The sequence below is a fragment of the Neoaquamicrobium sediminum genome (genome assembly GCF_013240295.1).
GTDB classification, from domain to species: Bacteria; Pseudomonadota; Alphaproteobacteria; order Rhizobiales; family Rhizobiaceae; genus Aerobium; species Aerobium sediminum.
Genome location: NZ_JABETK010000004.1, coordinates 146143 through 168150, shown reverse-complemented (window position 1 = coordinate 168150; position 22008 = coordinate 146143). Strand labels below are relative to the sequence as shown.

Sequence of the window (22008 nt, the reverse complement as noted above, 5' to 3'; positions counted from 1 at the left end):
CTCTCCTCTAGAATTCTTCCCATTCGGAAGTTTCCGTCCTGACCGCCAATGCGGTCGCCCCTGCAGTTGCGTAGACCGGCTGCCCCCTTGCCGGTCGTCCCGTCTGTGATGCAGCCGCTTTCGCTTTTGCACGAGGCGCGCTGTCGAGAACGAATGCGGAGACGCCCTCGGCGAGCGTCGCGGCCTCGCTGCGCAGCGAATGGACGGCCGCTGTCGTCTGCTCGACCATCGCCGCGTTCTGCTGCGTGCCCTGATCCATCTCGCTGACGGCGGTGTTGATGTCCGACAGGCCCAACGACTGCTCACGCGACGACGACGCGATGCCGGCTACCAGCTCATCGATTTCCACCACGCTGGCGATGATCCGCTCCGAAACGTCGCCGGTTTCGGCCATCAATTTCACGCCCTGCTCAACCTGTGCGGAGCTGGTCGCGATAAGCGTCTTGATTTCCTTGGCGGCGTCAGCGGAGCGCTGCGCCAGAGCACGCACTTCCTGCGCTACCACGGCGAAGCCTCTGCCCGCGTCGCCGGCACGCGCTGCTTCGACACCCGCATTGAGCGCCAGCAGGTTGGTCTGGAAGGCGATCTCGTCGATCACGCCGATGATCTGGGAGATTTCCTGCGAGGACTTTGCGATCTCGCTGATCGCGCGCACCGCATTGCCCACGATCTCGCCGGAGTGCCGTGCTTCTTCGCGTGTAGATACCACCTTGGCCGCAGCCTGCGAGGCGCCGTCGGCGGCGCGCTTGACGCTGCCGGTGATCTGGTTGAGCGCGGCAGCCGTCTGCTCCAGCCGCATGGCCTGGTGCTCGGTGCGACGCGAAAGGTCGTCGGCGGCCCGACCGACTTCCTCTGAGCTCGAACCGATGCTGTCCGCCGATTGCGCGACGGAGGAAAGCGTTCTGGCGAGCGCGGCTGCGGTGTGATTGAAATCGGCCTTGAGCTGGTCGAATTCCGGGGCGAGCCCGTCCTCAAGCCGCGTCGTCAGATCGCCGGCTGCGATGCCGCCAAGCGCCCTGGTGATCGCCTTGACCGCCTCGCTCTGGCGCCGTTCGGATTCGAGCCGTGCGTTTTCCGCCTGCCGACGCTTCTCGTCCAGCGATTCCAGATAGGTGGTGATCGCGAGGTCCATGTCGAGCATGATCGCCTTGAGCAGCGCGACAAGCGCCTGGCTCATGGCTTCCGGCCCACTGCGCGACATCAGGCGCGGCCAGTTTTCCTTGACCACCGCTTTGACGAGATGCTCCGCCACGAGCGCATAGCCACCGATGTACCAGGTCGGTTCGAGGCCGAGACGAGCATGGGTTTCGCCGATGCGCCGGACCGCCTGCTCGTAGCTGTCGCCATAGGATGCTTCGGCAATGCCGGTCCAGTGCGTTGCCTGCCGACCCTTCGCGGTCTCCATATGGGTTGCGGACGAAAAGAAGCCGCTGGTCTGCGGGTTGGTCCGCACCTTGTCGTAAAAGACGTTCAGTGCCGGGCCGATTTCGCGCGAAAGGAGAGGCTTGAGGTTCCTCAGATTCTGACGGGTCGAGGAATCGAGACCGATGAAGTCGAGGCGTTCTTCGAGCGTCACCCGGGTCGCATTCGATGCGGCCATTGCAAAGATTCCCGAGCCGCAGGGAACCGCGGCTATGCGCTGATCTGGATAATCGACATTCCGGTCCAGCCGGATCGGGAGCGCGGCATCATGCCTTTGGTTATTCCCCCACCAAGCCCCGCTGCATCAATAGGCGAGGATTGGTTTCGTTCATGTTAACGCAACCCCTGACGCGGCAAGGGTTTGGATGACGCTGGGGAATGGAAACGTGGCTTTTGCGGCGGCAGGATGCAAGGTGGGCGTGGCTGGAACGGTGAAGCCCCAGCCACGCAGCCGAAGCGGGATTAGTCGTTCTGCGCGGCGATGACGATAATTTCGACGCGGTATTTCGGGGCTGCGAGCTTGGCTTCGCCGGTGGCGCGGGCAGGCGCGTTGCCGGGCGCGACCCAGGCATCCCAAGCGGCATTCATCTCGGCGAAGTCGGCCATGTCCGACAGCCAGATCTGTGCGGAGAGAATGCGCTCCTTCGACGAATTGGCCAGCGCCAGCAGGTTGTCGATCTTCGACAGGATCGACTTGGTCTGGTCGGCAACCGACTCGCCGTCGCCAACCTGGCCGGCGAGGTATACGACGCCGCTATGGATGTTGACCTGGCTCATGCGGGGGCCGGTTTCGTGACGGACAATGCTCATGGAATTCTCTCCTGTTGGTGTCGCCGCGTTTCTATTGGCTTCGCAGTTGCCGGGCAATGGGCGCCGTCGCTTGTTCACGTGAAGGTGGCGCGCTCGCCCTCCACGGCGGCTGCTATAAAGGCTGAAACCGCCTGAACGCGCCGCAGCGGGCGAACTGTCTCGTGATACACCAGCCAGTAGGCGCGACGGATCGGCGGGCAGACCGCAACGGGCACAAGGTCATCGTGCGCACGCGCGATAAAGGTGTGGAGGATGCCGATGCCGGCCCCGGACCGCACGGCCTCGACCTGGCCGAGTGCCGACGAAACGGCGAAATCGGCCTGCCAGTCGGGCAGGATTTCGGGCCCGTAGTCGAGTGAAGGGCTGATGAGCAGGTCCGGCACATAGCCTATAAGCCGGTGGCCACGGAGCTCCCCGGCGTTCCAGGTAGTCCTCGCGTTTCCGCGTAGGCGCGCGAGGCGTAAAGGCCGAGCGTGTAGTCGACCAGCTTTCCGGCGACGAGCCTTCCTTCCGTCGGGCGCTCAACGGTGATGGCGATGTCGGCCTCACGGCGCGACAGCGAGAAGGAACGCGGCACCGGCACGAGCTGGATCGACAGCGCCGGATGCCGTTCTGTGAGCTGGCCCAGGCGTGGCGCAAGGAAAGTGACGCCAAACCCGTCGGGTGCACCAATGCGCACCACGCCCGCGACCTCGTCGCTTTCCCCGGCGATCTCGGCTCGTGCGGCAATCATGTCCGCCTCGATGCGCTCGGCGACGTTCAGGAAACGCTCGCCTTCAGCCGTGAGCTCGGACCCCGTCGTAAGCCGGCGAAACAGCTTGGCGCCGAGCGCGCGCTCCAGCGCGGCGATGCGGCGCGAGACCGTTGCGTGGTTGAGCTCCAGCCGCCGCGCCGCGCCCAGGATCTGGCCTGCGCGCGCCACCGCCAGGAATATGCGCACGTCGTCCCAATTCATGCAGGGTGCCTCCACATTGTGGGATTGCAGCAAATCATGTTCCCAATAGCAGGAACAGCAATCTGTGCACAACGGATGCTGATTTGCTCGCATTGCATTGGCGCTGCGGAAGCGGGACAATGCCGTCAACCAATATACAGGGAGAGAGCCATGCTCGAGATCGGACATTTCATCGGCGGCAAGCACGTCGCCGGCGCCAGCGGACGCAGCCAGGACGTCATGCAGCCCATGGACGGCTCCGTGCGCGGCAAGGTTGCGCTTGCTTCCAAGGACGAGCTTCGCGCCGCGGTGGAGAACGCCAAGGCGGCGCAGGCCGGATGGGCCGCGACCAACCCGCAGCGTCGCGTGCGCGTGCTGATGAAGTTCCTGGAACTGGTACAGAACGAGTATGACGAGCTCGCCGAGATGCTGGCGCGCGAGCACGGCAAGACCATTGCCGATGCCAAGGGCGACATCCAGCGCGGGCTGGAGGTCGTCGAGGTCTGCATCGGCGCGCCGCACATGATGAAGGGCGAGTTCACAGATGGAGCGGGGCCGGGCATCGATGTCTATTCCATGCGCCAGCCGCTGGGCGTTGTTGCCGGCATCACCCCGTTCAACTTCCCGGCGATGATCCCGCTGTGGAAGATCGCGCCGGCGATCGCCTGCGGCAACGCTTTCATCCTGAAGCCGTCGGAGCGCGATCCTTCCGTTCCGATGCGGATCGCCGAGCTGTTCATCGAGGCGGGGCTTCCGGCCGGCGTGCTCAATGTCGTCAACGGCGACAAGGAGGTTGTCGACGCGATCCTGGACGATCCGGACATCAAGGCCGTCGGCTTCGTCGGTTCGACGCCGATCGCGCAATACATCTATTCGCGGGCAACCGCGAACGGGAAACGCGCCCAGTGCTTCGGCGGTGCCAAGAACCACATGATCATCATGCCGGATGCCGACATGGACCAGACCGTCGATGCGCTGATCGGCGCGGGTTACGGCTCGGCCGGCGAGCGCTGCATGGCGATCTCAGTCGCCGTGCCGGTAGGCCAGGAGACGGCCGATCGCCTCATCGAGCGCCTGATCCCGCGCGTCGAGAGCCTCAAGGTCGGCCCGTCGACCGACAACAGCGCCGATTTCGGCCCGCTGGTCACCAAGGAAGCGCTGGCGCGCGTGAAGAACTATGTCGACGTCGGCGTGCAGGAAGGCGCGAAGCTGGTGGTCGACGGCCGCAACTTCACCATGCAAGGCTATGAAAACGGCTACTACATGGGCGGCTGCCTCTTCGACAACGTCACCGAGGACATGCGCATCTACAAGGAAGAGATCTTTGGTCCCGTCCTGTCGGTAGTGCGTGCGCCGACCTACGAGAACGCCATCAAGCTCGCCAACGACCACGAGATGGGCAACGGCGTCGCGATCTTCACCCGCGACGGCGATGCCGCGCGCGACTTCGCATCCCGCGTGCAGGTCGGCATGGTTGGTGTGAACGTACCGATCCCGGTGCCGATCGCCTACTACACCTTCGGCGGCTGGAAGGCTTCGTCCTTCGGCGACCTGAACCAGCATGGCCCCGACGCCTTCCGCTTCTACACCAAGACCAAAACCGTCACCTCGCGCTGGCCGTCAGGCATCAAGGATGGTGCGGAATTCGTCATCCCGACGATGAACTGATCGGGCGCCACAACGTTTTCATGGAAAATCAAGGCGGCGGTCCACCGGACCGCCGCCTTATCTTTTGTGAACGTTTCAGCGGCGAAAATACCCGAAAAGCTGGATTTTCGTCCGTTATCCGCAGGTGATTGTTACAAACTGTCAAAAAAACGTGATGGAACGTGCGTGGTCCCTGAGAGCTTGTTTTCGCGAGACCCGTTGCATGCTGCGCGGGGCGGTAAACAAGCCGGACCGGTCGCCGATCAGGTGGTCGCCTCGGCATCAGGAGGCTGCAATGGCACGCATCCCACTTCTCATTTCGGCGCTGGCCGCTGGCGCCATGCTCGCTGTTTCTCCGCTCGCTTCGGCGACGAGCCCTGAAGACGAGTCTGCTGCAGAGACTGTTGGTGTCGCCGAAACCCCCGCGCTGAATGCCAACATGCTGGGTATGGCCATGTGCGGAGAGCGTGACGCCGTGGTGGCCGAGCTGTCACAGCAGTTTAACGAGACCCCAATGGCCGTGGGTCAGGTTGACGGTTCTTCGGTTGTCGAGATTCTCGTCTCCGCCAACGGTAGCTGGACGATCCTAGCAACGGGCACTGACGGGAAGAGCTGCATCGTCTCTGCCGGTGAGGGCTTCGAAAGCAACCAGCTGGTGCGTGGCGTCGACGCTTAGAACGTTGTCGCCCGGCACGCTCTAGGTCGAGTCACCGGCGGGCAGCGTGTTCGGCAAGCCGACGCAGCATGAGCATCAGACGCTCCGCCTCGCGCCCGGCTTGCCATTCGTCCCCATCGATAACAGCGCGGATCAGCCGGATGTGATGTTCGGCTGATTGTGCAAGACCAGTGTCGCTTTGGTAGCGAAACCAGAAGCGGCGGCTGTGGGTTTGCAATGGAGCGGCTACGCGCACCGCAAAGCTGTTGTTGGAAGCGGCGGCAAAGACATCGTCGAGCTGCTTGTCGGCTTCGAGAAAGGCAAGCGCATCGGCCGCCGCAACGGCATCGTTCATCTGATCCGCCGCGTCGTGCAGGCGTTGCTTGTCTGCTGGCGACGCGTGGCGGGCCGCCGATCGCGCCAGAACGATTTCGACGCCCGTCCGTGCGTCGACCACCAGCGGCCAGTCGCGTGCGAGCAGTGGTGCGACTGCAAGGCCGGCGCGCGGCCTTATCTCGATCAAACCTTCCCATGCCAGACGCTGGATCGCCTCGCGGACAGGGGTGCGACCCAGAGCGAGCCTTTCGATCAGAGCGCCTTCGGTGGTGATGCCGCCAGGCTGAAGGTCGAGCGTGACGATCATCCTTTCCAGCACACGATAGGCACGCTGTGCTGCGGGCTCGTTGGCGACTTCCGTTTCGATCATCAACCGACTCTCCATCATTCCCTTGATATATCAGTATCCAACGTCGCTTGACAGCCCGCGTGCCAACAGATATATCAGTGATATATCAGAAGGAGCAAGGCGATGTGGGCAGGTGTTCTCCCGGCGGTGACGACAAAGTTCACCGAAAACGATGAGCTCGATCATGCGGAGATGGAGCGCTGCTTTTCGCTTCAGATCGACGCGGGTTGCGACGGGCTGATCGTTTGCGGTTCCTTGGGCGAAGGTCCCATGCTGCATGTCGACGAGAAGCTCGCCGTGTTGAAGACGGCCCAAGGCGTCGCCGGGAACAGGCCGGTGCTCCTCACGATTAACGAAGCCGCTACGCGCGATGCATGCTCGCTGGCCAAGGCGGCCGCGAAGGCGGGAGCGAACGGCCTGATGGTCGTGCCAAGTCCGATCTACCACACCAACCCGGAAGAGACCGTCGCCGCGCTCAAGGCTGTCGCCGCCGCAGGCGACCTGCCGATAATGATTTATTCGAACCGGCTTGCATATCGCGTCGACGTCACCGTACCGGTCATGGCGGAGCTTGCTTCCGACTCGCGTTTCGTGGCGGTGAAAGAGTCTTCCGACGACATCCGCCGCTCCACCGAGATCATCAACGCGTTCGGCGACAGGTTCGATCTTCTGACCGGCGTGGACAACCTTGCCTATGAGGCGCTCTGTGTCGGCGCCGTCGGATGGGTGGCCGGGCTCGTCACCGCCTTTCCCCGCGAGACTGTGGCGATCTACCAGCTCATGCAGCAGGGGCGCCGCGAGGAGGCGCTGGCCATCTATCGCTGGTTCCGGCCGCTGCTCGACCTCGACGTGTCGACCTATCTGGTGCAAAACATCAAGTTCGTCGAGGCGCTTGCCATCGGGTCCAACGAGCGGGTGCGCGCGCCGCGCCTGCCACTTGCGGGCGAAAGGCGGCAGGCGGCGGAGAAGGTCGTCAGGGATGCCATGGCGACGAGGCCGGAAATGCCGGCGTTCTGAGGCCGGCACCTCAATTCGCAAGCAGTGGGAGTGATGGCATTGCGGTCTGACCTGTCCCTCATCTCGATGGTGTCGCGAGTGCGGCGATGAGGGAGGTCGACGTCGCGATCATCGGTGCGGGCATTGTGGGTATCTGTGCTGCCGCCAGCCTCGCCGAAGCCGACCGCGCCGTCACGGTTTTCGACCGCACCGGCATCTGCGAGGAGACGAGCTCCGGCAACGCCGCCGCGCTGGCTTTTCCCGACGTCCTGCCGCTGGCGCAGAAAGGCATGATGCGGAACCTGCCGCGCTGGCTGGCCGATCCACTCGGGCCGCTTTCCATTCCGCCTTCCCACTTCTCGAAGCTCGCGCCCTGGCTATGGCGCTTCTGGCGCGCGGGCAGTCCGCGCCTTTACGAGAAGAGCCTCGCGGCGCAGTCGTCACTGATGAGGCTGGCCGAAGCGGAATGGATGCGGCTGCTCGATGCGTCCGGCACGCGTTCGATGCTGCGCGAAGAAGGTGCGCTCGAGCTTTACGAAAGCGATGGCGAGTTCAAGGCGTCCCTCCCGGGGTGGCAGGCACGCGACAGGTTCGGTTTCGAATTCCGCCATGTTGCGGGCGATGAGATGGCGGCACTGCAGCCGGGCCTCTCGCCGCGCTTCGTCAAGGGCACGTTCATGCCCGGCTGGAAGAACGTTGCTGATCCGAAATTGCTGGGTAAGGCCGTTTTCGAGCATGCGCGGCGGCGCGGCAGGGTGGCGTTCGAACAGCGCAGGGTGGAAACGATCGCGCCGAGTGACAAAGGTGCGCTGTTGCGGCTGGCCGACGGAGAGGAAGTGCTTTGCCGCGCGCTCGTGGTTGCCGCCGGTGCGTGGTCGCATCGGCTTGCGGCGCCGCTTGGCGACAGGATTCCGCTGGAAACCGAGCGCGGTTACAACACTACGCTGCCTATCGATGCTTTCGACGTGAAGCGGCAATTGATCTTTTCATCCCACGGCTTCGTCGTCACGCCGCTTGAAACCGGGTTGCGGATCGGCGGCGCGGTCGAGCTTGGCGGGCTGGACCGTCCGCCCGACTATCGTCGCTCGAAAGCGATGCTGGAAAAGACGCGGCAATTCCTTCCGGGTCTTAAAACCGATGGCGGGCGCGAATGGATGGGCTACCGTCCCTCGCTGCCGGATTCCCTGCCGGTCATCGGGCGGTCGCGCAACTCCGCCAGCATTGTCTATGCTTTCGGTCACGGCCATCTCGGGCTGACGCAGGCAGCCGCGACGGGTCGGCTTGTGCGCGATCTCGTGACGGGCCAGTCTCCTGCGATCGATCTTTCGCCCTTTTCGCCGCAGAGGTTCTGAGCATGGCTCGCCATTCGTTTTTCTGCATCGACGGCCATACCTGCGGAAACCCGGTGCGGCTCGTCGCCGGCGGCGGCCCGCGTCTCAACGGCACCACCATGATGGAGCGCCGTGCACATTTCCTCGAAGAGTTCGACTGGATCCGCAAGGGGCTGATGTTAGAGCCTCGCGGCCACGACATGATGTCCGGCTCGATCCTCTATCCCTCGACGCGGGAGGATTGCGACATCGCGATCCTGTTCATCGAGACATCGGGGTGTCTGCCGATGTGCGGGCATGGCACGATCGGCACGGTTACCATGGCCATCGAGCACGGGCTGGTGACGCCGAAAACGCCGGGCGTGCTGCGTCTCGATACACCGGCCGGGGTCGTGGTGGCGGAGTATCGCCAGGAAGGGCAATATGTGGAGGAGGTGCGCATCACAAACGTACCGTCCTTCCTTTATGCCGAGGGGCTCGAAGTGGAATGCCCGGACCTCGGCCGCCTCGTCGTGGATGTCGCCTATGGCGGCAATTTCTATGCGATCGTCGATCCGCAGCAGAACTTCTCCGATATGGCGGCGTATTCCGCAGGCTCGCTGATCGCGTGGAGCCCGGTGCTGCGGCAACGGTTGAATGATCTCTACACCTTCGCGCATCCAGACAATCCGACCATCGACCGGCTGACACACATCTTGTGGACAGGTGCGCCGACGGTCGAAGGCGCCGATGCCCGCAACGCCGTTTTTTATGGCGACAAGGCCATCGACCGTTCGCCCTGTGGCACCGGCACGTCCGCCCGCATGGCGCAACTGCATGCCAAAGGCAGGCTGACGCAGGGCGACGACTTCGTTCACGAGTCGATCATCGGTTCGCTGTTCAAGGGCAGGGTGGAAAAGGAGACGCAGGTGACCGGCCGGCCGGCAATCGTGCCGTCGATCGGCGGCTGGGCACGTATGACGGGGCTCAACACCATCTTCATCGACGACCGCGATCCGTTCGCGCACGGTTTCTCGGTTTTGTAGGGCCTAGCGCATGGTCGGCTTCAACCATGAACCGCAATTCAGGGAGCCGCCATACGATGCAAGAAAACGCCGATATCTATCCATTTTTGACGCTTGTTTGCGTGACAGCGTCAATATTCGCCGTGCCGAGACAAGGACATTGCGTTGGGCCGGTGCTAGCTTCCGCCGTGGTCCAAGGGGCGGATGGCGAAGAAGCGCACAACCGTTCGACGTTGCCGGAACCGTCCTGCCGTCGAATTTAAGCGTTGCAATCCGGTCTCGACATAATAGGACTAGGGGAACCAAAGAAAAGGATGCGTCGTACCGGCGACATCCTCGAGGGGTCGCGTAACAATGGAATATTTCGTCCAGCAGCTCATCAACGGGCTGACGCTAGGCTCCATCTATGGCCTGATCGCGATCGGCTATACGATGGTCTACGGCATCATCGGCATGATCAACTTTGCTCATGGCGATATCTTCATGATCGGGTCGTTCATCGCCCTGGCAACTTTCCTGGTGCTGACGACGGTGCTCGGTTTTGCCTTTCTGCCGGTGGTGCTTCTGATCGTTCTGATCGTGTCCATGCTGTTCACGTCCGCCTGGGGGTGGACGGTGGAGCGGCTGGCCTACAGGCCGTTGCGCGGGTCCTTCAGGCTGGCGCCGAGATCACAGCGATCGGCATGTCGATCGTTCTTCAGAATTTCGTCCAGGTCACACAGGGCGCGCGCGTCAAGCCGCTGCCGCCCCAGATTCAGGGCGGCATCACGCTGATGGAAGGCAACACGGAAAACGGCGCGATCGTCGTCCAGCTTTCCTACATGCAGATCATCATCATCGTCACGACGCTGGTGCTGATGACGCTTTTCACCCTTCTGATCTCGCGCACCTCGCTGGGACGCGCCCAGCGCGCCTGCGAGCAGGACCGCAAGATGGCCTCGCTGCTCGGCGTCAACGTCGACCGGACGATCTCGCTGACCTTCGTGATGGGCGCCGCACTGGCTTCGGTCGCCGGCCTCATGTTCCTGCTGCTCTACGGTGTGATCGACTTCTACATCGGCTTCCTTGCCGGCGTGAAGGCATTCACCGCAGCGGTGCTCGGCGGCATCGGGTCACTGCCCGGAGCCATGCTTGGAGGCCTGCTGATCGGTCTGATCGAGGTGTTCTGGTCGGGCTACTTCAGCGTTGAATACAAGGACGTCGCGGCGTTTTCGATCCTTGCCATCGTGCTGATCTTCCTGCCTTCGGGCCTGCTCGGCAAACCGGAAGTGGAGAAGGTCTGATGTCGGCGGTTTCCACCAACGTGAATCCCGAGAACTCTTTTCAGGCCTCGATCAAGGATGCGCTTCTGGCCGCATTCCTGACCGGCGTGCTCGGCTTCTACTTCCTCGCCTTGCGCACGGACATCGCGCCCGGCGGCCTTGCGATCACCACCCGCTGGGGACTTTGGCTGTCCGCTATCGCAATCGTCTTTGCGGGGCGCCTGCTGCTGAACCTGTTCGTCTGGCGCACCGACAAGCCGATCACACGGGGCCTCGCTTCCGCAGGCTCGGGTGTCGGCACGGCGCTGCCGGACCTCGGCAAATGGCTTGGCCGGGTGCTGTTTGCATTCGCGGTCGTGCTGCCGTTCTTCTTCATCATCTTCTTTCCTGCGCAGCAGCGTCAGTACATCGATCTCGCCATCCTGATCATGACCTACATCATGCTCGGTTGGGGGCTGAACATCGTGGTCGGCCTCGCGGGCCTGCTCGACCTTGGTTACGTCGCCTTTTACGCGGTGGGCGCCTATTCCTTCGCGCTTCTGTCGACGCATTTCGAGTTCATCGGGTTCTGGACGGCGCTGCCGCTTGCCGGCCTGCTCGCCGCCTTCTGGGGGTTGATCCTCGGATTCCCGGTGCTCAGGCTGCGCGGCGACTATCTGGCGATCGTGACGCTTGCCTTCGGCGAGATCATCCGTGTGGTGCTGTTGAACTGGTACGAATTCACCGGCGGTCCGAACGGCATTTCCGGCATTCCGAAGCCGACCTTTTTCGGACTTGAGTTCTCGCGGGGCGAGGGCGGGTTCGCCGATTTCTTCGGGCTCGAATTCTCGACGATCCACCGTTTCGTCTATCTCTACTACATCATCTTCCTGCTCGCGATCATCACCAACATCGTGACGATGCGGCTGAGGCGGCTGCCCGTGGGGCGCGCCTGGGAAGCCTTGCGCGAGGATGAAATCGCCTGCCGCTCGCTTGGCATCAACACGACGAACACCAAGCTGACGGCATTTGCCATCGGTGCGATGTTCGGCGGCTTCGCTGGCTCCTTCTTCGCCACCCGACAGGGGTTCATCTCGCCCGAGAGCTTCACCTTCCTGGAATCGGCGATCATCCTGGCGATCGTGGTGCTGGGTGGTCTCGGATCGCAGATCGGCGTCGTGATTGCCTCCATCGTGATGATCGGCGGCATCGAGATGCTGCGCAATATCGGCTTCCTCAGCCAGATATTTGGGCCTGGCTTCGACCCGACCCAATACCGCATGCTCATCTTCGGCCTCGCCATGGTGCTCATCATGGTCTGGAAGCCGCGGGGACTGGTATCGACGCGCGAACCGTCGGCCGTGCTCAAGGAGAAAAAGAAAATCGGCGCGGACATGGTCGCGCAGGGCGAGGGGCACTGATGAGCGCTGCAGCTGTCAGGAAGCCGGCCGAGAGCGCGCCGGCGAAGTGGGACGAGGATCCGGTCCTCACGGTCGAGCATCTGACGATGCGGTTTGGCGGGCTGGTCGCGATCAACGACCTGTCGTTCAATGTGGGCCGCGGCCAGATCACCGCGCTGATCGGCCCCAATGGCGCCGGCAAGACGACCGTCTTCAACTGCGTTACCGGCTTCTACAAGCCGACCGAAGGGCGCATCGTGATGCGGCACGGTCCCGGACGCCAACAGCAGGCGATCGACAAGCTCACCGAAGGCGGCCTGAAATGGCAGGCGACTTCCGAGGGCGCGGTCTTCCTGCTCGAGCGGATGCCGGATTTCGAGATTTCGCATCAGGCGAAGGTGGCACGCACCTTCCAGAACATCCGTCTGTTCGGCGGCATGACGGTTCTGGAGAATCTGTTGGTCGCCCAGCACAACGTTCTGATGAAAGCATCGGGGTTCACGCTCGGCGGCATTGTCGGCATTCCGTCATTCCGCAAAGCGGAACAGGTGGCGATCGACAAGGCGGTCTATTGGCTGGAGCAGGTTCATCTGATCGAACGCGCTGACGATCCGGCCGGCGATCTGCCCTATGGCGCGCAAAGGCGCCTCGAGATTGCGCGGGCGATGTGCACCGAGCCGCAGCTTCTGTGCCTCGACGAGCCGGCCGCGGGCCTCAACCCGCGTGAGTCCGCCGAGCTCAACGAGCTGCTGCAGTACATTCGCGCCAATCACGAGACGTCGATCCTGCTCATCGAGCACGACATGGGCGTTGTGATGGAGATTTCGGACCACATCGTCGTGCTCGACTACGGCGTGAAGATTTCCGACGGCGATGCCGATTTCGTGCGCAACGACCCGAGCGTCATTGCCGCCTATCTTGGTGTCGAGGACGAAGAAATCGAGGCGGCTCCGGAGGTGGCGTCGCTGGTCGTGGAGGCCATTGGCGGGGATGCCGCCAAGGAGGTTGGCATCAAGGCGGCCGCCGTGCCTGCGGCAGACGACGAAGCCCACCCCGGTTCCCGGCCATCAGGCCTGTCCGCCGCCCGAGAGGGTGGACCGGACAAGCTGACGCGCATCAAGGGCGTGGGGCCGGTCAACGAGAAGAAGCTGAACGGCCTTGGTATCTGGCATTTCGACCAGGTGGCTTCCTGGAAGAAGGCCGAGGTTGAATGGGTTGGTTCCTACCTTGCCTTCCCCGGCCGCATCGAACGCGAGGAATGGGTGAAGCAGGCGAAGACGCTGGCAAAATCCAGCAAAGGCAAGACAGGGGGCGCGAAATGAGCACGACAGCGCAAACCCCACTGCTTTCGGTCCGCGGTGTCGAGACCTATTACGGCAAGATCGTCGCGCTGCGTGGCGTCGATGTCGACGTCAATCGCGGCGAGATCGTAACACTGATCGGCGCCAACGGAGCCGGCAAGTCGACGTTGATGATGACGATATGCGGCAGCCCGCAGGCGCGCACAGGCTCGGTTATCTACGACGGCACCGACATCACCATGATGCCGACGCACGAGATCATGCGTCTGGGCATTGCGCAATCTCCCGAGGGGCGACGCATATTCCCGCGCATGACTGTTCTGGAAAACCTGCAGATGGGCGCTCAGCTCGTCGCGCCGGAGCATTTCGACGACGACCTGCGCAAGGTCTACGAACTGTTCCCGAGGCTCAAGGAACGCGCCGGGCAGCGTGGCGGTACGCTCTCCGGCGGCGAACAACAGATGCTGGCGATAGCACGCGCTCTCATGAGCCGTCCGAAACTTCTGCTGCTCGACGAGCCTTCGCTTGGGCTTGCGCCGCTAATCGTGAAGCAGATCTTCGAGGCTGTGAAGGAGCTCAACCGCACCGAGGGTCTGACGGTCTTTCTGGTTGAGCAGAATGCATTCCACGCGCTCAAGCTGGCGCATCGCGGCTACGTGATGGTCAACGGCAATATCACGATGAGCGGAACGGGCGCCGAACTGTTGAAGCGCGAGGAGGTGCGTGCCGCCTATCTCGAAGGCGGAAGGCACTGAGGGGCGAGCGATGGAAAATCAGAACACGCTGATCTGGGAAGTCACGATCTGGGAGTTCGTCTTCGTCACGGTGATACTGGCCGGGGCGGCAGCCTACATGACGGGAAGGGCGCTCGCGAATTCATGGCTGGGGACGGGGCATATCATTGCCTATATGGTGCTGCTTGCCGCGGCGACGCGCTTCATCCACTTCGCGTTGTTCAGCGGAACGCTGCTCTCGCCCTATTATTATCTCGTCGACCTCGTGGTTCTGCTGGTCATCGCCACGATCGGCTTCAGGGTGACGCGGTCGAAGCAAATGGCAAGGCAGTATGGTTTTCTCGGCCGAGCGCAGGCCGGTTAACCTTGCCGAGCGGCAAGCTTGCCGCAGTCCGTTGCAGTGACGAAAGTTCGGCGTAAAAGCCTTTATTTCATTGGGAAATTGGGCTTTTATGTCGGTTCAAGCGGGTAGGGAACACCCGCATGCCGCCGGGCAGGGGCATTCGACACCAACCTCGCCGGCGCCGGTTTTGTCAGGTGTTAATGGGAGCAATCATGAAAAAGCACTCTTGGCGGGCGTTGCGCTCAGCTTCGCATTCTCCACCCCCGCGCTTGCAGAGATCCTCATCGGCACCGCAGGTCCGATGACGGGCCAGTATGCGGCGTTCGGTGAGCAGATGAAGGCTGGCGCCGAGCAGGCCGTGGAAGACATCAACGCCGCCGGCGGCGTCAACGGCGAGATGCTGAAGCTCTTCGTCGGTGACGATGCGTGCGATCCGAAGCAGGCTGTCGCGGTCGCCAACCAGGCGGCGGGCGAAGGCGTTGTCTTCATGGCCGGTCACTTCTGCTCGGGCTCCTCGATCCCGGCTTCGGCCGTTTATGCCGAGGAAGGCATCGTCCAGATCTCGCCGGCTTCGACCAACCCGACCTTCACCGACGAGCGTCCGGGCGACGGCGTCTTCCGTGTCTGCGGTCGCGACGATCAGCAGGGCGACGTTGCAGGCAAGTTCCTCGTTGAGAACTTCGGCGACAAGAAGGTCGCTTTCGTCCACGACAAGACCGCTTACGGCAAGGGTCTCGCCGACGCCACGATGGCGGCTTACGAGGCTGCGGGCGGAAAGCCGGCCATGTACGAAGCCTACACCGCTGGTGAAAAAGACTACAGCGCGCTCGTCTCCAAGCTGAAGGCCGAAGGCGTTGGCGTCCTCTATGTTGGTGGCTACCACACCGAAGCCGGCCTGATGATGCGTCAGATGAAAGAGCAGGGCATGGACACCGTCCTGGTGTCGGGCGACGCTCTGGTCACCGACGAATACTGGGCGATCACCGGTGACGCAGGCGAAGGCACGCTGATGACCTTCTCGCCGGATCCGCGCAAGAACCCGGATGCAGCGCCGCTGGTCGAGAAGTTCCGCGCCAAGGGCGTCGAGCCGGAAGGCTACGTGCTCTACACATACGCCGCTGTCCAGGCATGGGCTGAGGCTGCAACCACGGCTGGCTCGACCGACTTCGACCCGATCGTGACGGCGCTGAACGACGGCAAGTTCAACACGGTGCTCGGCGAGCTCGAGTTTGACGACAAGGGCGACGTGACGCTGCCCGGCTACGTCTTCTACGAGTGGAAAGACGGCAAGTACGACTATCTCGAGCAGTAAGACACCGCATCAACCGGTATCGAACGGCCCGGCGCGCAAGCGCCGGGCCGTCTTGCGTTGCAAGACGAACGAATCTTGCTTCAGCTTGAGGTTTGCAGTGCAGCAAATTACCGCTAAGGAAAGCGGACCGTCCTACAAATGCCAACGGAGAGCCACCTTTGAAGATCAGGAAGCTGCTCGTCGCCAATCGTTCCGAGATCGCCATCCGCGTGTTCCGCGCGGCCAATGAGCTGGGCATCAAGACCGTCGCCATCTGGGCGGAAGAAGACAAATATTCGCTTCACAGGTTCAAGGCAGACGAGAGCTATCCGATCGGGCGCGGGCCGCATCTCGCCAAGGATCTCGGCCCCATCGAGAGCTACCTTTCGATCGATGAGGTCATCCGGGTCGCCAGGCAGGCCGGCGTCGACGCCATCCATCCGGGTTACGGCCTTCTCTCCGAAAGTCCCGAATTCGCGGAGGCCTGTGCCGAAGCCGGCATTACATTCATCGGCCCGTCGCCCGAGACCATGCGGCGCCTGGGCAACAAGGTTGCTGCGCGTAATCTGGCCGTCGAGGTCGGCGTCCCGGTCGTGCCGGCGACGGAACCGTTGCCGGACGACATGGAGGCGGTCAGAAAGATGGCCGCCGAGATCGGTTATCCGGTCATGCTGAAAGCCTCCTGGGGCGGCGGCGGACGCGGCATGCGCGCGATCCGCGCGGAGGAAGACCTGGCCCGCGAGGTTACGGAAGCCAAGCGCGAGGCGAAGGCGGCGTTCGGCAAAGACGAGGTCTATCTCGAAAAGCTCGTGGAGCGCGCGCGCCACGTGGAAGTGCAGGTGCTGGGCGATACGCAAGGCAATGCGGTGCATCTGTTCGAGCGCGACTGCTCGATCCAGCGCCGCAACCAGAAGGTCGTGGAACGCGCCCCGGCGCCCTATCTCGACAACGAACGTCGCGCCGAGCTCTGTGGCTATGCACTGAAGATCGCCGAGGCCACCGACTATGTCGGCGCGGGCACGGTCGAATTCCTGATGGATGCCGATACCGGCAAGTTCTACTTTATCGAGGTCAACCCGCGCATCCAGGTCGAGCACACCGTCACCGAGGAGGTGACGGGCATCGACATCGTGAAGGCGCAGATTCACATCCTCGAAGGCGAAGCCATCGGCACGCCCGCGTCGGGCGTTCCCGCACAGGGCGACATAAAGCTCCACGGCCATGCCCTGCAGTGCCGGATAACGACGGAAGACCCGGAGCAGAACTTCATCCCCGACTACGGCCGCATCACCGCCTATCGCGGCGCGACGGGTTTCGGCATACGGCTCGATGGAGGCACGGCCTATTCAGGCGCCGTCATCACGCGGTTCTACGACCCGCTGCTGGAAAAGGTCACGGCCTGGGCGCCCACCGCCGAAGAGGCGATCGCACGGATGGACCGTGCGCTGCGCGAGTTCCGTATCCGCGGCGTGGCGACCAACCTCACCTTTCTCGAGGCCATCATCGGCCACGAGAAGTTTCGCGACAATACCTACACCACCAAGTTCATCGACACGACGCCGGAGCTGTTCAGCCAGGTCAAGCGGCAGGACCGCGCGACCAAGCTGCTGAACTATCTGGCCGATGTGAGCGTCAACGGTCATCCGGAAACGCGGGGCCGGCCGAGACCCAATGCCGAAGCCGCCCCGCCGCGCGTGCCCTATGTCGACGCGCCGATCCCGAATGGTAGCAAGCAGACATTCGACGAGTTTGGTGCCGACGGTTTCGCAAAATGGATGCGCGCGCAAACGCGCGTGCTCATGACCGACACCACAATGCGCGATGGCCACCAGTCGCTGCTGGCGACGCGCGTGCGCACGCACGACATCGCGGGCATCGCCGGCGTCTATGCACGCGCGCTGCCGCAGCTTCTCTCTCTCGAATGCTGGGGTGGGGCTACCTTCGACGTTGCGATGCGGTTCCTCACCGAGGACCCGTGGGAGCGGCTCTCACTGGTGCGGGAGGCTGCACCCAACCTTCTGCTGCAGATGTTGCTGCGCGGCGCGAACGGCGTCGGCTACACCAACTATCCCGACAATGTCGTGCGCTATTTCGTCAAGGAAGCGGCCGCCGGAGGGATCGATCTCTTCCGCGTGTTCGACTGCCTGAACTGGGTGGAGAACATGCGCGTCTCGATGGATGCCGTGCGTGAGGAAGGCAAGCTCTGCGAGGCGGCCATCTGCTACACCGGCGACATCCTCGACCCGGACCGCGCCAAATACGACCTGAACTATTATGTCTCGCTGACGCAGGAACTGGAGCAGGCCGGCGCGCATATAATCGCGGTCAAGGACATGGCGGGGCTGTTGAAGCCGACGGCGGCGAAGGCGCTGTTCAAGGCGCTGCGCGAGGCGACCGACCTGCCGATCCACTTCCATACGCACGACACCAGCGGCATCGCGGCTGCAACCGTGCTCGCCGCGGTCGAGGCGGGTGTGGATGCGGTCGATGCGGCCATGGATTCTTTTTCCGGCAATACCTCCCAGCCTTGCCTCGGCTCGATCGTCGAGGCGCTGCGTGGCGACGCGCGCGACCCGGGGCTCGACCCCGAGTGGATCAGGAAGATTTCGTTTTACTGGGAGGCGGTGCGCAACCAGTACGCCGCGTTCGAGAGCGACCTCAAGGGACCTGCCTCGGAAGTCTATCTGCACGAGATGCCGGGCGGGCAGTTCACCAACCTCAAGGAGCAGGCACGGTCGCTGGGATTGGAAACACGCTGGCATGAGGTGGCGCAGGCCTATCACGACGTCAATCTCATGTTCGGCGACATCGTCAAGGTGACGCCGTCGTCCAAGGTCGTCGGCGACATGGCGCTGACTATGGTCAGCCAGGACCTGAGCGTCGCCGATGTCGAGAATCCCGCCCGCGACATCGCCTTCCCGGATTCGGTGATCTCGATGCTGCGCGGCGATCTCGGGCAGTCGCCCGGTGGCTGGCCCGCCGCGCTGCAGAAGAAGGCGCTGAAGAACGAGAAGCCCATCACCGTGCGTCCCGGATCGCTGCTCGCGCCGGCCGACCTCGAAAAGGACCGCAAGGAAATCGAGGAGAAGCTGGAGCGGCCGATTTCGGATGCGGAATTCGCATCCTGGCTGATGTACCCCAAGGTGTTCAGCGACTTTGCCGCCGCGCAGGAAGAGTATGGCCCTGTCAGTGTTCTGCCGACGCCATCCTATTTCTACGGGATGGAGCAGGAGGACGAGATCTTCGTCGACATCGAGCGCGGCAAGACGCTCGTGATCCGCTGCCTTGCGATCGGCGAGACTGACGAGAAGGGCATGGTCACGGTATTCTTCGAGCTCAACGGCCAGCCGCGTCGCATCAAGGTGCCCGACCGCGCGCATGGCGCTTCCAACGGCAAGGCGAGGCGCAAGGCCGAGCCGGGTAACGCCGCGCACGTCGGTGCGCCGATGCCGGGTGTGGTCTCGACCGTGGCTGCCACTGCGGGGCAGACGGTCAAGGCCGGCGACGTGTTGTTGTCCATCGAGGCCATGAAAATGGAGACGGCGCTTCATGCCGAACGCGACGGCGAAATCGTCGAAGTGCTGGTGAAGGCGGGCGACCAGATCGACGCCAAGGATCTGCTGGTGGTGTACGCCTAGCTATCCAACGCTGCTCAATTGCCTTTCGCGGGTGCGGAGCGTACCGGGATGGCGGCTTGGCCGCCGTCCGATCACTCGTAGCTGAGGAATGTCTTGTAGATGTAGCCGGTGCGACCGTCATATCGGACGGAGCACCAATCGCAGTCCGCCTCGGCCTCGACCTTTTCCAGCGCCGGTACAACCAGTAGCACTTCCGAGTCGTCGGCAGGTCCCGAACGCATGTTCACATAGCGCGTGGTGGTGGCCTGCTGCATCGAAGACGTTCCGATAGCGCCGATGGATGCGGTTTCTTCCTCAGAGGGGGCTCCGACATCGGCCTCGACCTCGCGGCGCTGGATCGCTTCGAGCTTGGCGATCTCGTCTTCCGATTCCGCGACGGGAACTGAAGGTGCGAAGGCCGAGATGCCGGGCTTGGCTGGCAATATCGACGAGGTGCGCCCCAAATCCGGCTGGAACGCACTGCCGCTGCCAGCCAAGGTGGCCGGTTCCAGCAACTGGCCGGCAGATTCGACCGACGGAACGGCCGGTTTTGCTGCGGCTGCCGCAACCGCATCCTGATCGGATGTACCGGACGCGCCGGATGTCTCGGCTTGCGCTGCAACCGGGCTGGCTTGTGCCGCCGACTGCTCTACATCCGACACGCTGGCCGAAACCACAGCAGGCTGACTGTGATCCTTGCCGGCCTCGCGACCCAGGAACGTTCCCAACAACACGATCAGTGCCAGTCCGCCGACAAGGGTCACGGCGATCGGCGCGGCGGAGGCGGGAAGTTCGGCCCACGTTTCGCGTGACAGCCGCGGAAGACGAGGGACGCGCGAGCGGGACCCGAGAGGTGCGAGAAAAGGCTGCTGGACTTGCTTGAACTTGAAGGGACTCTTCACGCTGTTCTCCATGTGGGCGATATGGTGCCCAAACCCGCCTGCCTGCACGAGCGCGCAGGCGGCTATGCCCCTCTCCTTGTGCCTAGTTCCATGGAACCGGAATGTGGCTGCGTTTGGTCGGCTTTGTGGCAATGCGCTTTTCCACAAGCCGCCTGCTGCATTCTGGCCCAATCTTTCTGCGTCTACATGGCCTTGACTGGCGATTAAATCGATTTAGTTTCACCTGCGATCGATCAGGATGCGGAAATCAATGACGACGGATACGAAACTAGCCGCCCGACGCGGCCGCCTTGCGGTTGCTGCGATGTTTTTCGCCAATGGATTTATCATCGGCAGCTGGGCACCGCAGATTCCGCTGGTGCTCTCGCGCCTCGGCATCACCGAGACGACGCTGGGTCTGTTGATCCTCGTGTTCGGGCTGGGGGCGCTGGTCGCGATGCCCTGGTGCGGCTATCAGATGGCTCGGCACGGCTCGCGCGCGATCCTGCGGGTGTTTGCGGTACTGTCTTCTTTCGCGCTTTTGTTGGTGGCTCTGGCCAACAACCTCTGGCTGATAGCGCCCGCCATGTTCTTCCTTGGCGGCGTGATCGGCGCAATGGATGTGGCCATGAACACCAATGCCGTCGTGGTCGAGAAGCGCCTCGGCCGCGCGGTCATGTCGTCTTCGCACGGCTTCTGGAGCCTCGGCGGCTTTGCGGGCGGGGCGAGCGGCGGGCTCATCATCCAGTCCGTTGGCCACCTCGCGCATGCCGGTATGGTCACGGTCGTGGTGTTTGCCATCGTGGCCGTGGCAATCGGCATGCTGGTCGAGGGCGAGCGGCCGGCAGCGCAGGAGCATGCGCGCTTTTCATGGCCTTCGAATCCGCTGGTCTATCTTGTCGGCTTCATGGCGCTGTTCTCGATGATCCCGGAAGGGGCTGTGCTGGACTGGGCCGCCCTCTACCTTCAGCAGGAGATGGGCAGCGACATTGCGACGGCAGGGTTCGCGTTTGCCGCGTTCTCGGCGACGATGGCTGCTATGCGGTTCCTGGGAGACGGTGTCCGCAACCGCTTCGGCGCCGTTGCCACGTTGCGGGTCTCGGCCCTCATCGCTGCTGCGGGAATGCTGGTCGCGGGACTGGCGCCGCATGCATGGCTTGCGATCGCGGCTTTCGCGTTCTCGGGGCTCGGCATTGCCAATATGGTGCCGATCGCCTTCTCGGCGGCCGGAAACCAGGATGGCATCGAATCGGGCACCGGTATGAGCGTGGTTACCACAATGGGCTATTCGGGCATTCTGGTTGCGCCCTCGGCGATCGGCTTTCTGGGCGAGCGCGTCGGCTTTGCCCTCATATTCGTCGCGCTGTCGGGGCTGCTGGTGGTGGTGAGCCTCATGGCGGGGCTTGCCCGCTCGGCGGACTTCGTGGCTCACCAGCCCGCCGAGTAGGTACTGTCATGTGGGCAGGGTCAGATCCTGCCCATCAACACCAGGATCAACACGACCACCAGCACGACGCCGAGAATGCCGGACGGGCCATAGCCCCAACCGCGCGAGTGCGGCCACGCCGGCACAGCGCCGAGCAGGATCAGTATCAGGATGATGATGAGAATTGTGCCGAGCGACATGATGGTCCCCTTCGCATAGTGGCGTGAAACACGACATAAATGCTGCTTGGAGGGGATTGGTTCCCGGCAGGACGGTCGGCGCCCCCGTGA

At 63.1% G+C, this 22008-nt stretch carries 19 protein-coding genes and 1 pseudogene; 14 read left to right on the top strand and 6 right to left on the bottom strand.

Annotated features, from left to right (window positions below):
• Window positions 1-7: 7 nt before the first annotated feature.
• From HK436_RS26750 to HK436_RS26740, 3 genes and pseudogenes are all read right to left on the bottom strand, one after another.
• Complete coding sequence (locus tag HK436_RS26750; protein WP_173194698.1) at window positions 8-1600, bottom strand: globin-coupled sensor protein; 1593 nt, start codon at window positions 1598-1600, stop codon at window positions 8-10.
• A gap of 284 nt (window positions 1601-1884) precedes the next feature.
• Window positions 1885-2232, bottom strand: coding sequence for a RidA family protein (locus HK436_RS26745; protein WP_173194697.1), 348 nt, complete (start codon window positions 2230-2232; stop codon window positions 1885-1887).
• A gap of 74 nt (window positions 2233-2306) precedes the next feature.
• Window positions 2307-3187, bottom strand: a pseudogene (locus HK436_RS26740) (LysR family transcriptional regulator).
• 150 nt (window positions 3188-3337) lie between these two features.
• On the opposite strand from HK436_RS26740, the gene HK436_RS26735 reads away from it, so the two are divergent.
• A complete protein-coding gene (locus HK436_RS26735) occupies window positions 3338-4834 on the top strand; it encodes a CoA-acylating methylmalonate-semialdehyde dehydrogenase (RefSeq protein ID WP_173194696.1) in 1497 nt (498 codons plus the stop codon).
• A gap of 274 nt (window positions 4835-5108) precedes the next feature.
• Entirely contained in the window at window positions 5109-5489 is a 381-nt protein-coding gene (locus HK436_RS26730; protein WP_173194695.1) for a hypothetical protein, read from the top strand.
• A gap of 31 nt (window positions 5490-5520) precedes the next feature.
• Here the strand turns inward: HK436_RS26730 and HK436_RS26725 are convergent, their stop codons facing one another.
• Window positions 5521-6174, bottom strand: a complete 654-nt coding sequence (locus tag HK436_RS26725) for a GntR family transcriptional regulator (protein WP_244649461.1) — start codon at window positions 6172-6174, stop codon at window positions 5521-5523.
• A gap of 102 nt (window positions 6175-6276) precedes the next feature.
• Here HK436_RS26725 and HK436_RS26720 point away from each other — a divergent pair, with 102 nt between their 5' ends.
• The 11 genes from HK436_RS26720 to pyc all read left to right on the top strand — a co-directional run bounded on the left by HK436_RS26720 (window position 6277) and on the right by pyc (window position 19432).
• Complete coding sequence (locus HK436_RS26720) at window positions 6277-7170, top strand: dihydrodipicolinate synthase family protein (RefSeq protein WP_173194694.1); 894 nt, start codon at window positions 6277-6279, stop codon at window positions 7168-7170.
• Between the two features lie 86 nt (window positions 7171-7256).
• Window positions 7257-8501: an NAD(P)/FAD-dependent oxidoreductase gene (locus tag HK436_RS26715; protein ID WP_173194693.1), complete on the top strand. Its 1245-nt coding sequence runs from the start codon at window positions 7257-7259 to the stop codon at window positions 8499-8501.
• A gap of 2 nt (window positions 8502-8503) precedes the next feature.
• On the top strand, window positions 8504-9505 hold the full coding sequence (locus HK436_RS26710; RefSeq protein ID WP_173194692.1) for a 4-hydroxyproline epimerase: 1002 nt from the start codon (window positions 8504-8506) through the stop codon (window positions 9503-9505).
• A 333-nt stretch (window positions 9506-9838) separates the two neighbouring features.
• The gene (locus HK436_RS33840) at window positions 9839-10258 is read left to right on the top strand and encodes a branched-chain amino acid ABC transporter permease (protein ID WP_376769222.1); all 420 of its coding nucleotides are present in this window, start codon (window positions 9839-9841) and stop codon (window positions 10256-10258) included.
• Window positions 10168-10767 (top strand): ABC transporter permease subunit, encoded by a 600-nt coding sequence (locus HK436_RS33835; RefSeq protein WP_376769221.1) that lies wholly within the window; start codon window positions 10168-10170, stop codon window positions 10765-10767. Before HK436_RS33840 ends, HK436_RS33835 begins: the two co-directional genes overlap by 91 nt.
• On the top strand, window positions 10767-12146 hold the full coding sequence (gene livM / locus HK436_RS26700; protein ID WP_173194691.1) for a high-affinity branched-chain amino acid ABC transporter permease LivM: 1380 nt from the start codon (window positions 10767-10769) through the stop codon (window positions 12144-12146). The genes HK436_RS33835 and livM overlap by 1 nt, the downstream gene beginning before the upstream one ends.
• Complete coding sequence (locus HK436_RS26695) at window positions 12146-13447, top strand: helix-hairpin-helix domain-containing protein (RefSeq protein WP_173194690.1); 1302 nt, start codon at window positions 12146-12148, stop codon at window positions 13445-13447. Before livM ends, HK436_RS26695 begins: the two co-directional genes overlap by 1 nt.
• Window positions 13444-14181: an ABC transporter ATP-binding protein gene (locus HK436_RS26690; protein ID WP_173194689.1), complete on the top strand. Its 738-nt coding sequence runs from the start codon at window positions 13444-13446 to the stop codon at window positions 14179-14181. The genes HK436_RS26695 and HK436_RS26690 overlap by 4 nt, the downstream gene beginning before the upstream one ends.
• A 10-nt stretch (window positions 14182-14191) precedes the next feature.
• Window positions 14192-14524, top strand: coding sequence for a DUF6867 family protein (locus HK436_RS26685; protein ID WP_173194688.1), 333 nt, complete (start codon window positions 14192-14194; stop codon window positions 14522-14524).
• Between the two features lie 205 nt (window positions 14525-14729).
• Window positions 14730-15815 (top strand): branched-chain amino acid ABC transporter substrate-binding protein, encoded by a 1086-nt coding sequence (locus tag HK436_RS26680; RefSeq protein ID WP_244649460.1) that lies wholly within the window; start codon window positions 14730-14732, stop codon window positions 15813-15815.
• A gap of 158 nt (window positions 15816-15973) precedes the next feature.
• A complete protein-coding gene (gene pyc, locus HK436_RS26675) occupies window positions 15974-19432 on the top strand; it encodes a pyruvate carboxylase (protein WP_173194686.1) in 3459 nt (1152 codons plus the stop codon).
• A 71-nt stretch (window positions 19433-19503) separates the two neighbouring features.
• On the opposite strand, the gene HK436_RS33265 is transcribed toward pyc, so the two are convergent.
• On the bottom strand, window positions 19504-20313 hold the full coding sequence (locus HK436_RS33265; protein WP_173194685.1) for an SH3 domain-containing protein: 810 nt from the start codon (window positions 20311-20313) through the stop codon (window positions 19504-19506).
• 250 nt (window positions 20314-20563) lie between these two features.
• Here HK436_RS33265 and HK436_RS26665 point away from each other — a divergent pair, with 250 nt between their 5' ends.
• Window positions 20564-21739, top strand: coding sequence for an MFS transporter (locus tag HK436_RS26665; protein ID WP_173194684.1), 1176 nt, complete (start codon window positions 20564-20566; stop codon window positions 21737-21739).
• A 20-nt stretch (window positions 21740-21759) separates the two neighbouring features.
• On the opposite strand, the gene HK436_RS26660 is transcribed toward HK436_RS26665, so the two are convergent.
• The gene (locus tag HK436_RS26660) at window positions 21760-21918 is read right to left on the bottom strand and encodes a DUF3309 family protein (RefSeq protein ID WP_173194683.1); all 159 of its coding nucleotides are present in this window, start codon (window positions 21916-21918) and stop codon (window positions 21760-21762) included.
• Window positions 21919-22008: the final 90 nt, after the last annotated feature.

Coding starts and splice junctions, on each gene's coding strand:
- HK436_RS26695 (WP_173194690.1), top strand. CDS start 12,146: ATGAGCGCTGCAGCTGTCAGGAAGCCGGCCGAGAGCGCGCCGGCGAAG.
- HK436_RS26660 (WP_173194683.1), bottom strand. CDS start 21,918: ATGTCGCTCGGCACAATTCTCATCATCATCCTGATACTGATCCTGCTC.
- HK436_RS26710 (WP_173194692.1), top strand. CDS start 8,504: ATGGCTCGCCATTCGTTTTTCTGCATCGACGGCCATACCTGCGGAAAC.
- HK436_RS26725 (WP_244649461.1), bottom strand. CDS start 6,174: ATGATCGAAACGGAAGTCGCCAACGAGCCCGCAGCACAGCGTGCCTAT.
- HK436_RS26720 (WP_173194694.1), top strand. CDS start 6,277: ATGTGGGCAGGTGTTCTCCCGGCGGTGACGACAAAGTTCACCGAAAAC.
- HK436_RS26690 (WP_173194689.1), top strand. CDS start 13,444: ATGAGCACGACAGCGCAAACCCCACTGCTTTCGGTCCGCGGTGTCGAG.
- HK436_RS26685 (WP_173194688.1), top strand. CDS start 14,192: ATGGAAAATCAGAACACGCTGATCTGGGAAGTCACGATCTGGGAGTTC.
- HK436_RS33835 (WP_376769221.1), top strand. CDS start 10,168: ATGTCGATCGTTCTTCAGAATTTCGTCCAGGTCACACAGGGCGCGCGC.
- livM (WP_173194691.1), top strand. CDS start 10,767: ATGTCGGCGGTTTCCACCAACGTGAATCCCGAGAACTCTTTTCAGGCC.
- HK436_RS26715 (WP_173194693.1), top strand. CDS start 7,257: ATGAGGGAGGTCGACGTCGCGATCATCGGTGCGGGCATTGTGGGTATC.
- HK436_RS26750 (WP_173194698.1), bottom strand. CDS start 1,600: ATGGCCGCATCGAATGCGACCCGGGTGACGCTCGAAGAACGCCTCGAC.
- HK436_RS26665 (WP_173194684.1), top strand. CDS start 20,564: ATGACGACGGATACGAAACTAGCCGCCCGACGCGGCCGCCTTGCGGTT.
- HK436_RS33840 (WP_376769222.1), top strand. CDS start 9,839: ATGGAATATTTCGTCCAGCAGCTCATCAACGGGCTGACGCTAGGCTCC.
- HK436_RS26730 (WP_173194695.1), top strand. CDS start 5,109: ATGGCACGCATCCCACTTCTCATTTCGGCGCTGGCCGCTGGCGCCATG.
- HK436_RS26745 (WP_173194697.1), bottom strand. CDS start 2,232: ATGAGCATTGTCCGTCACGAAACCGGCCCCCGCATGAGCCAGGTCAAC.
- HK436_RS26735 (WP_173194696.1), top strand. CDS start 3,338: ATGCTCGAGATCGGACATTTCATCGGCGGCAAGCACGTCGCCGGCGCC.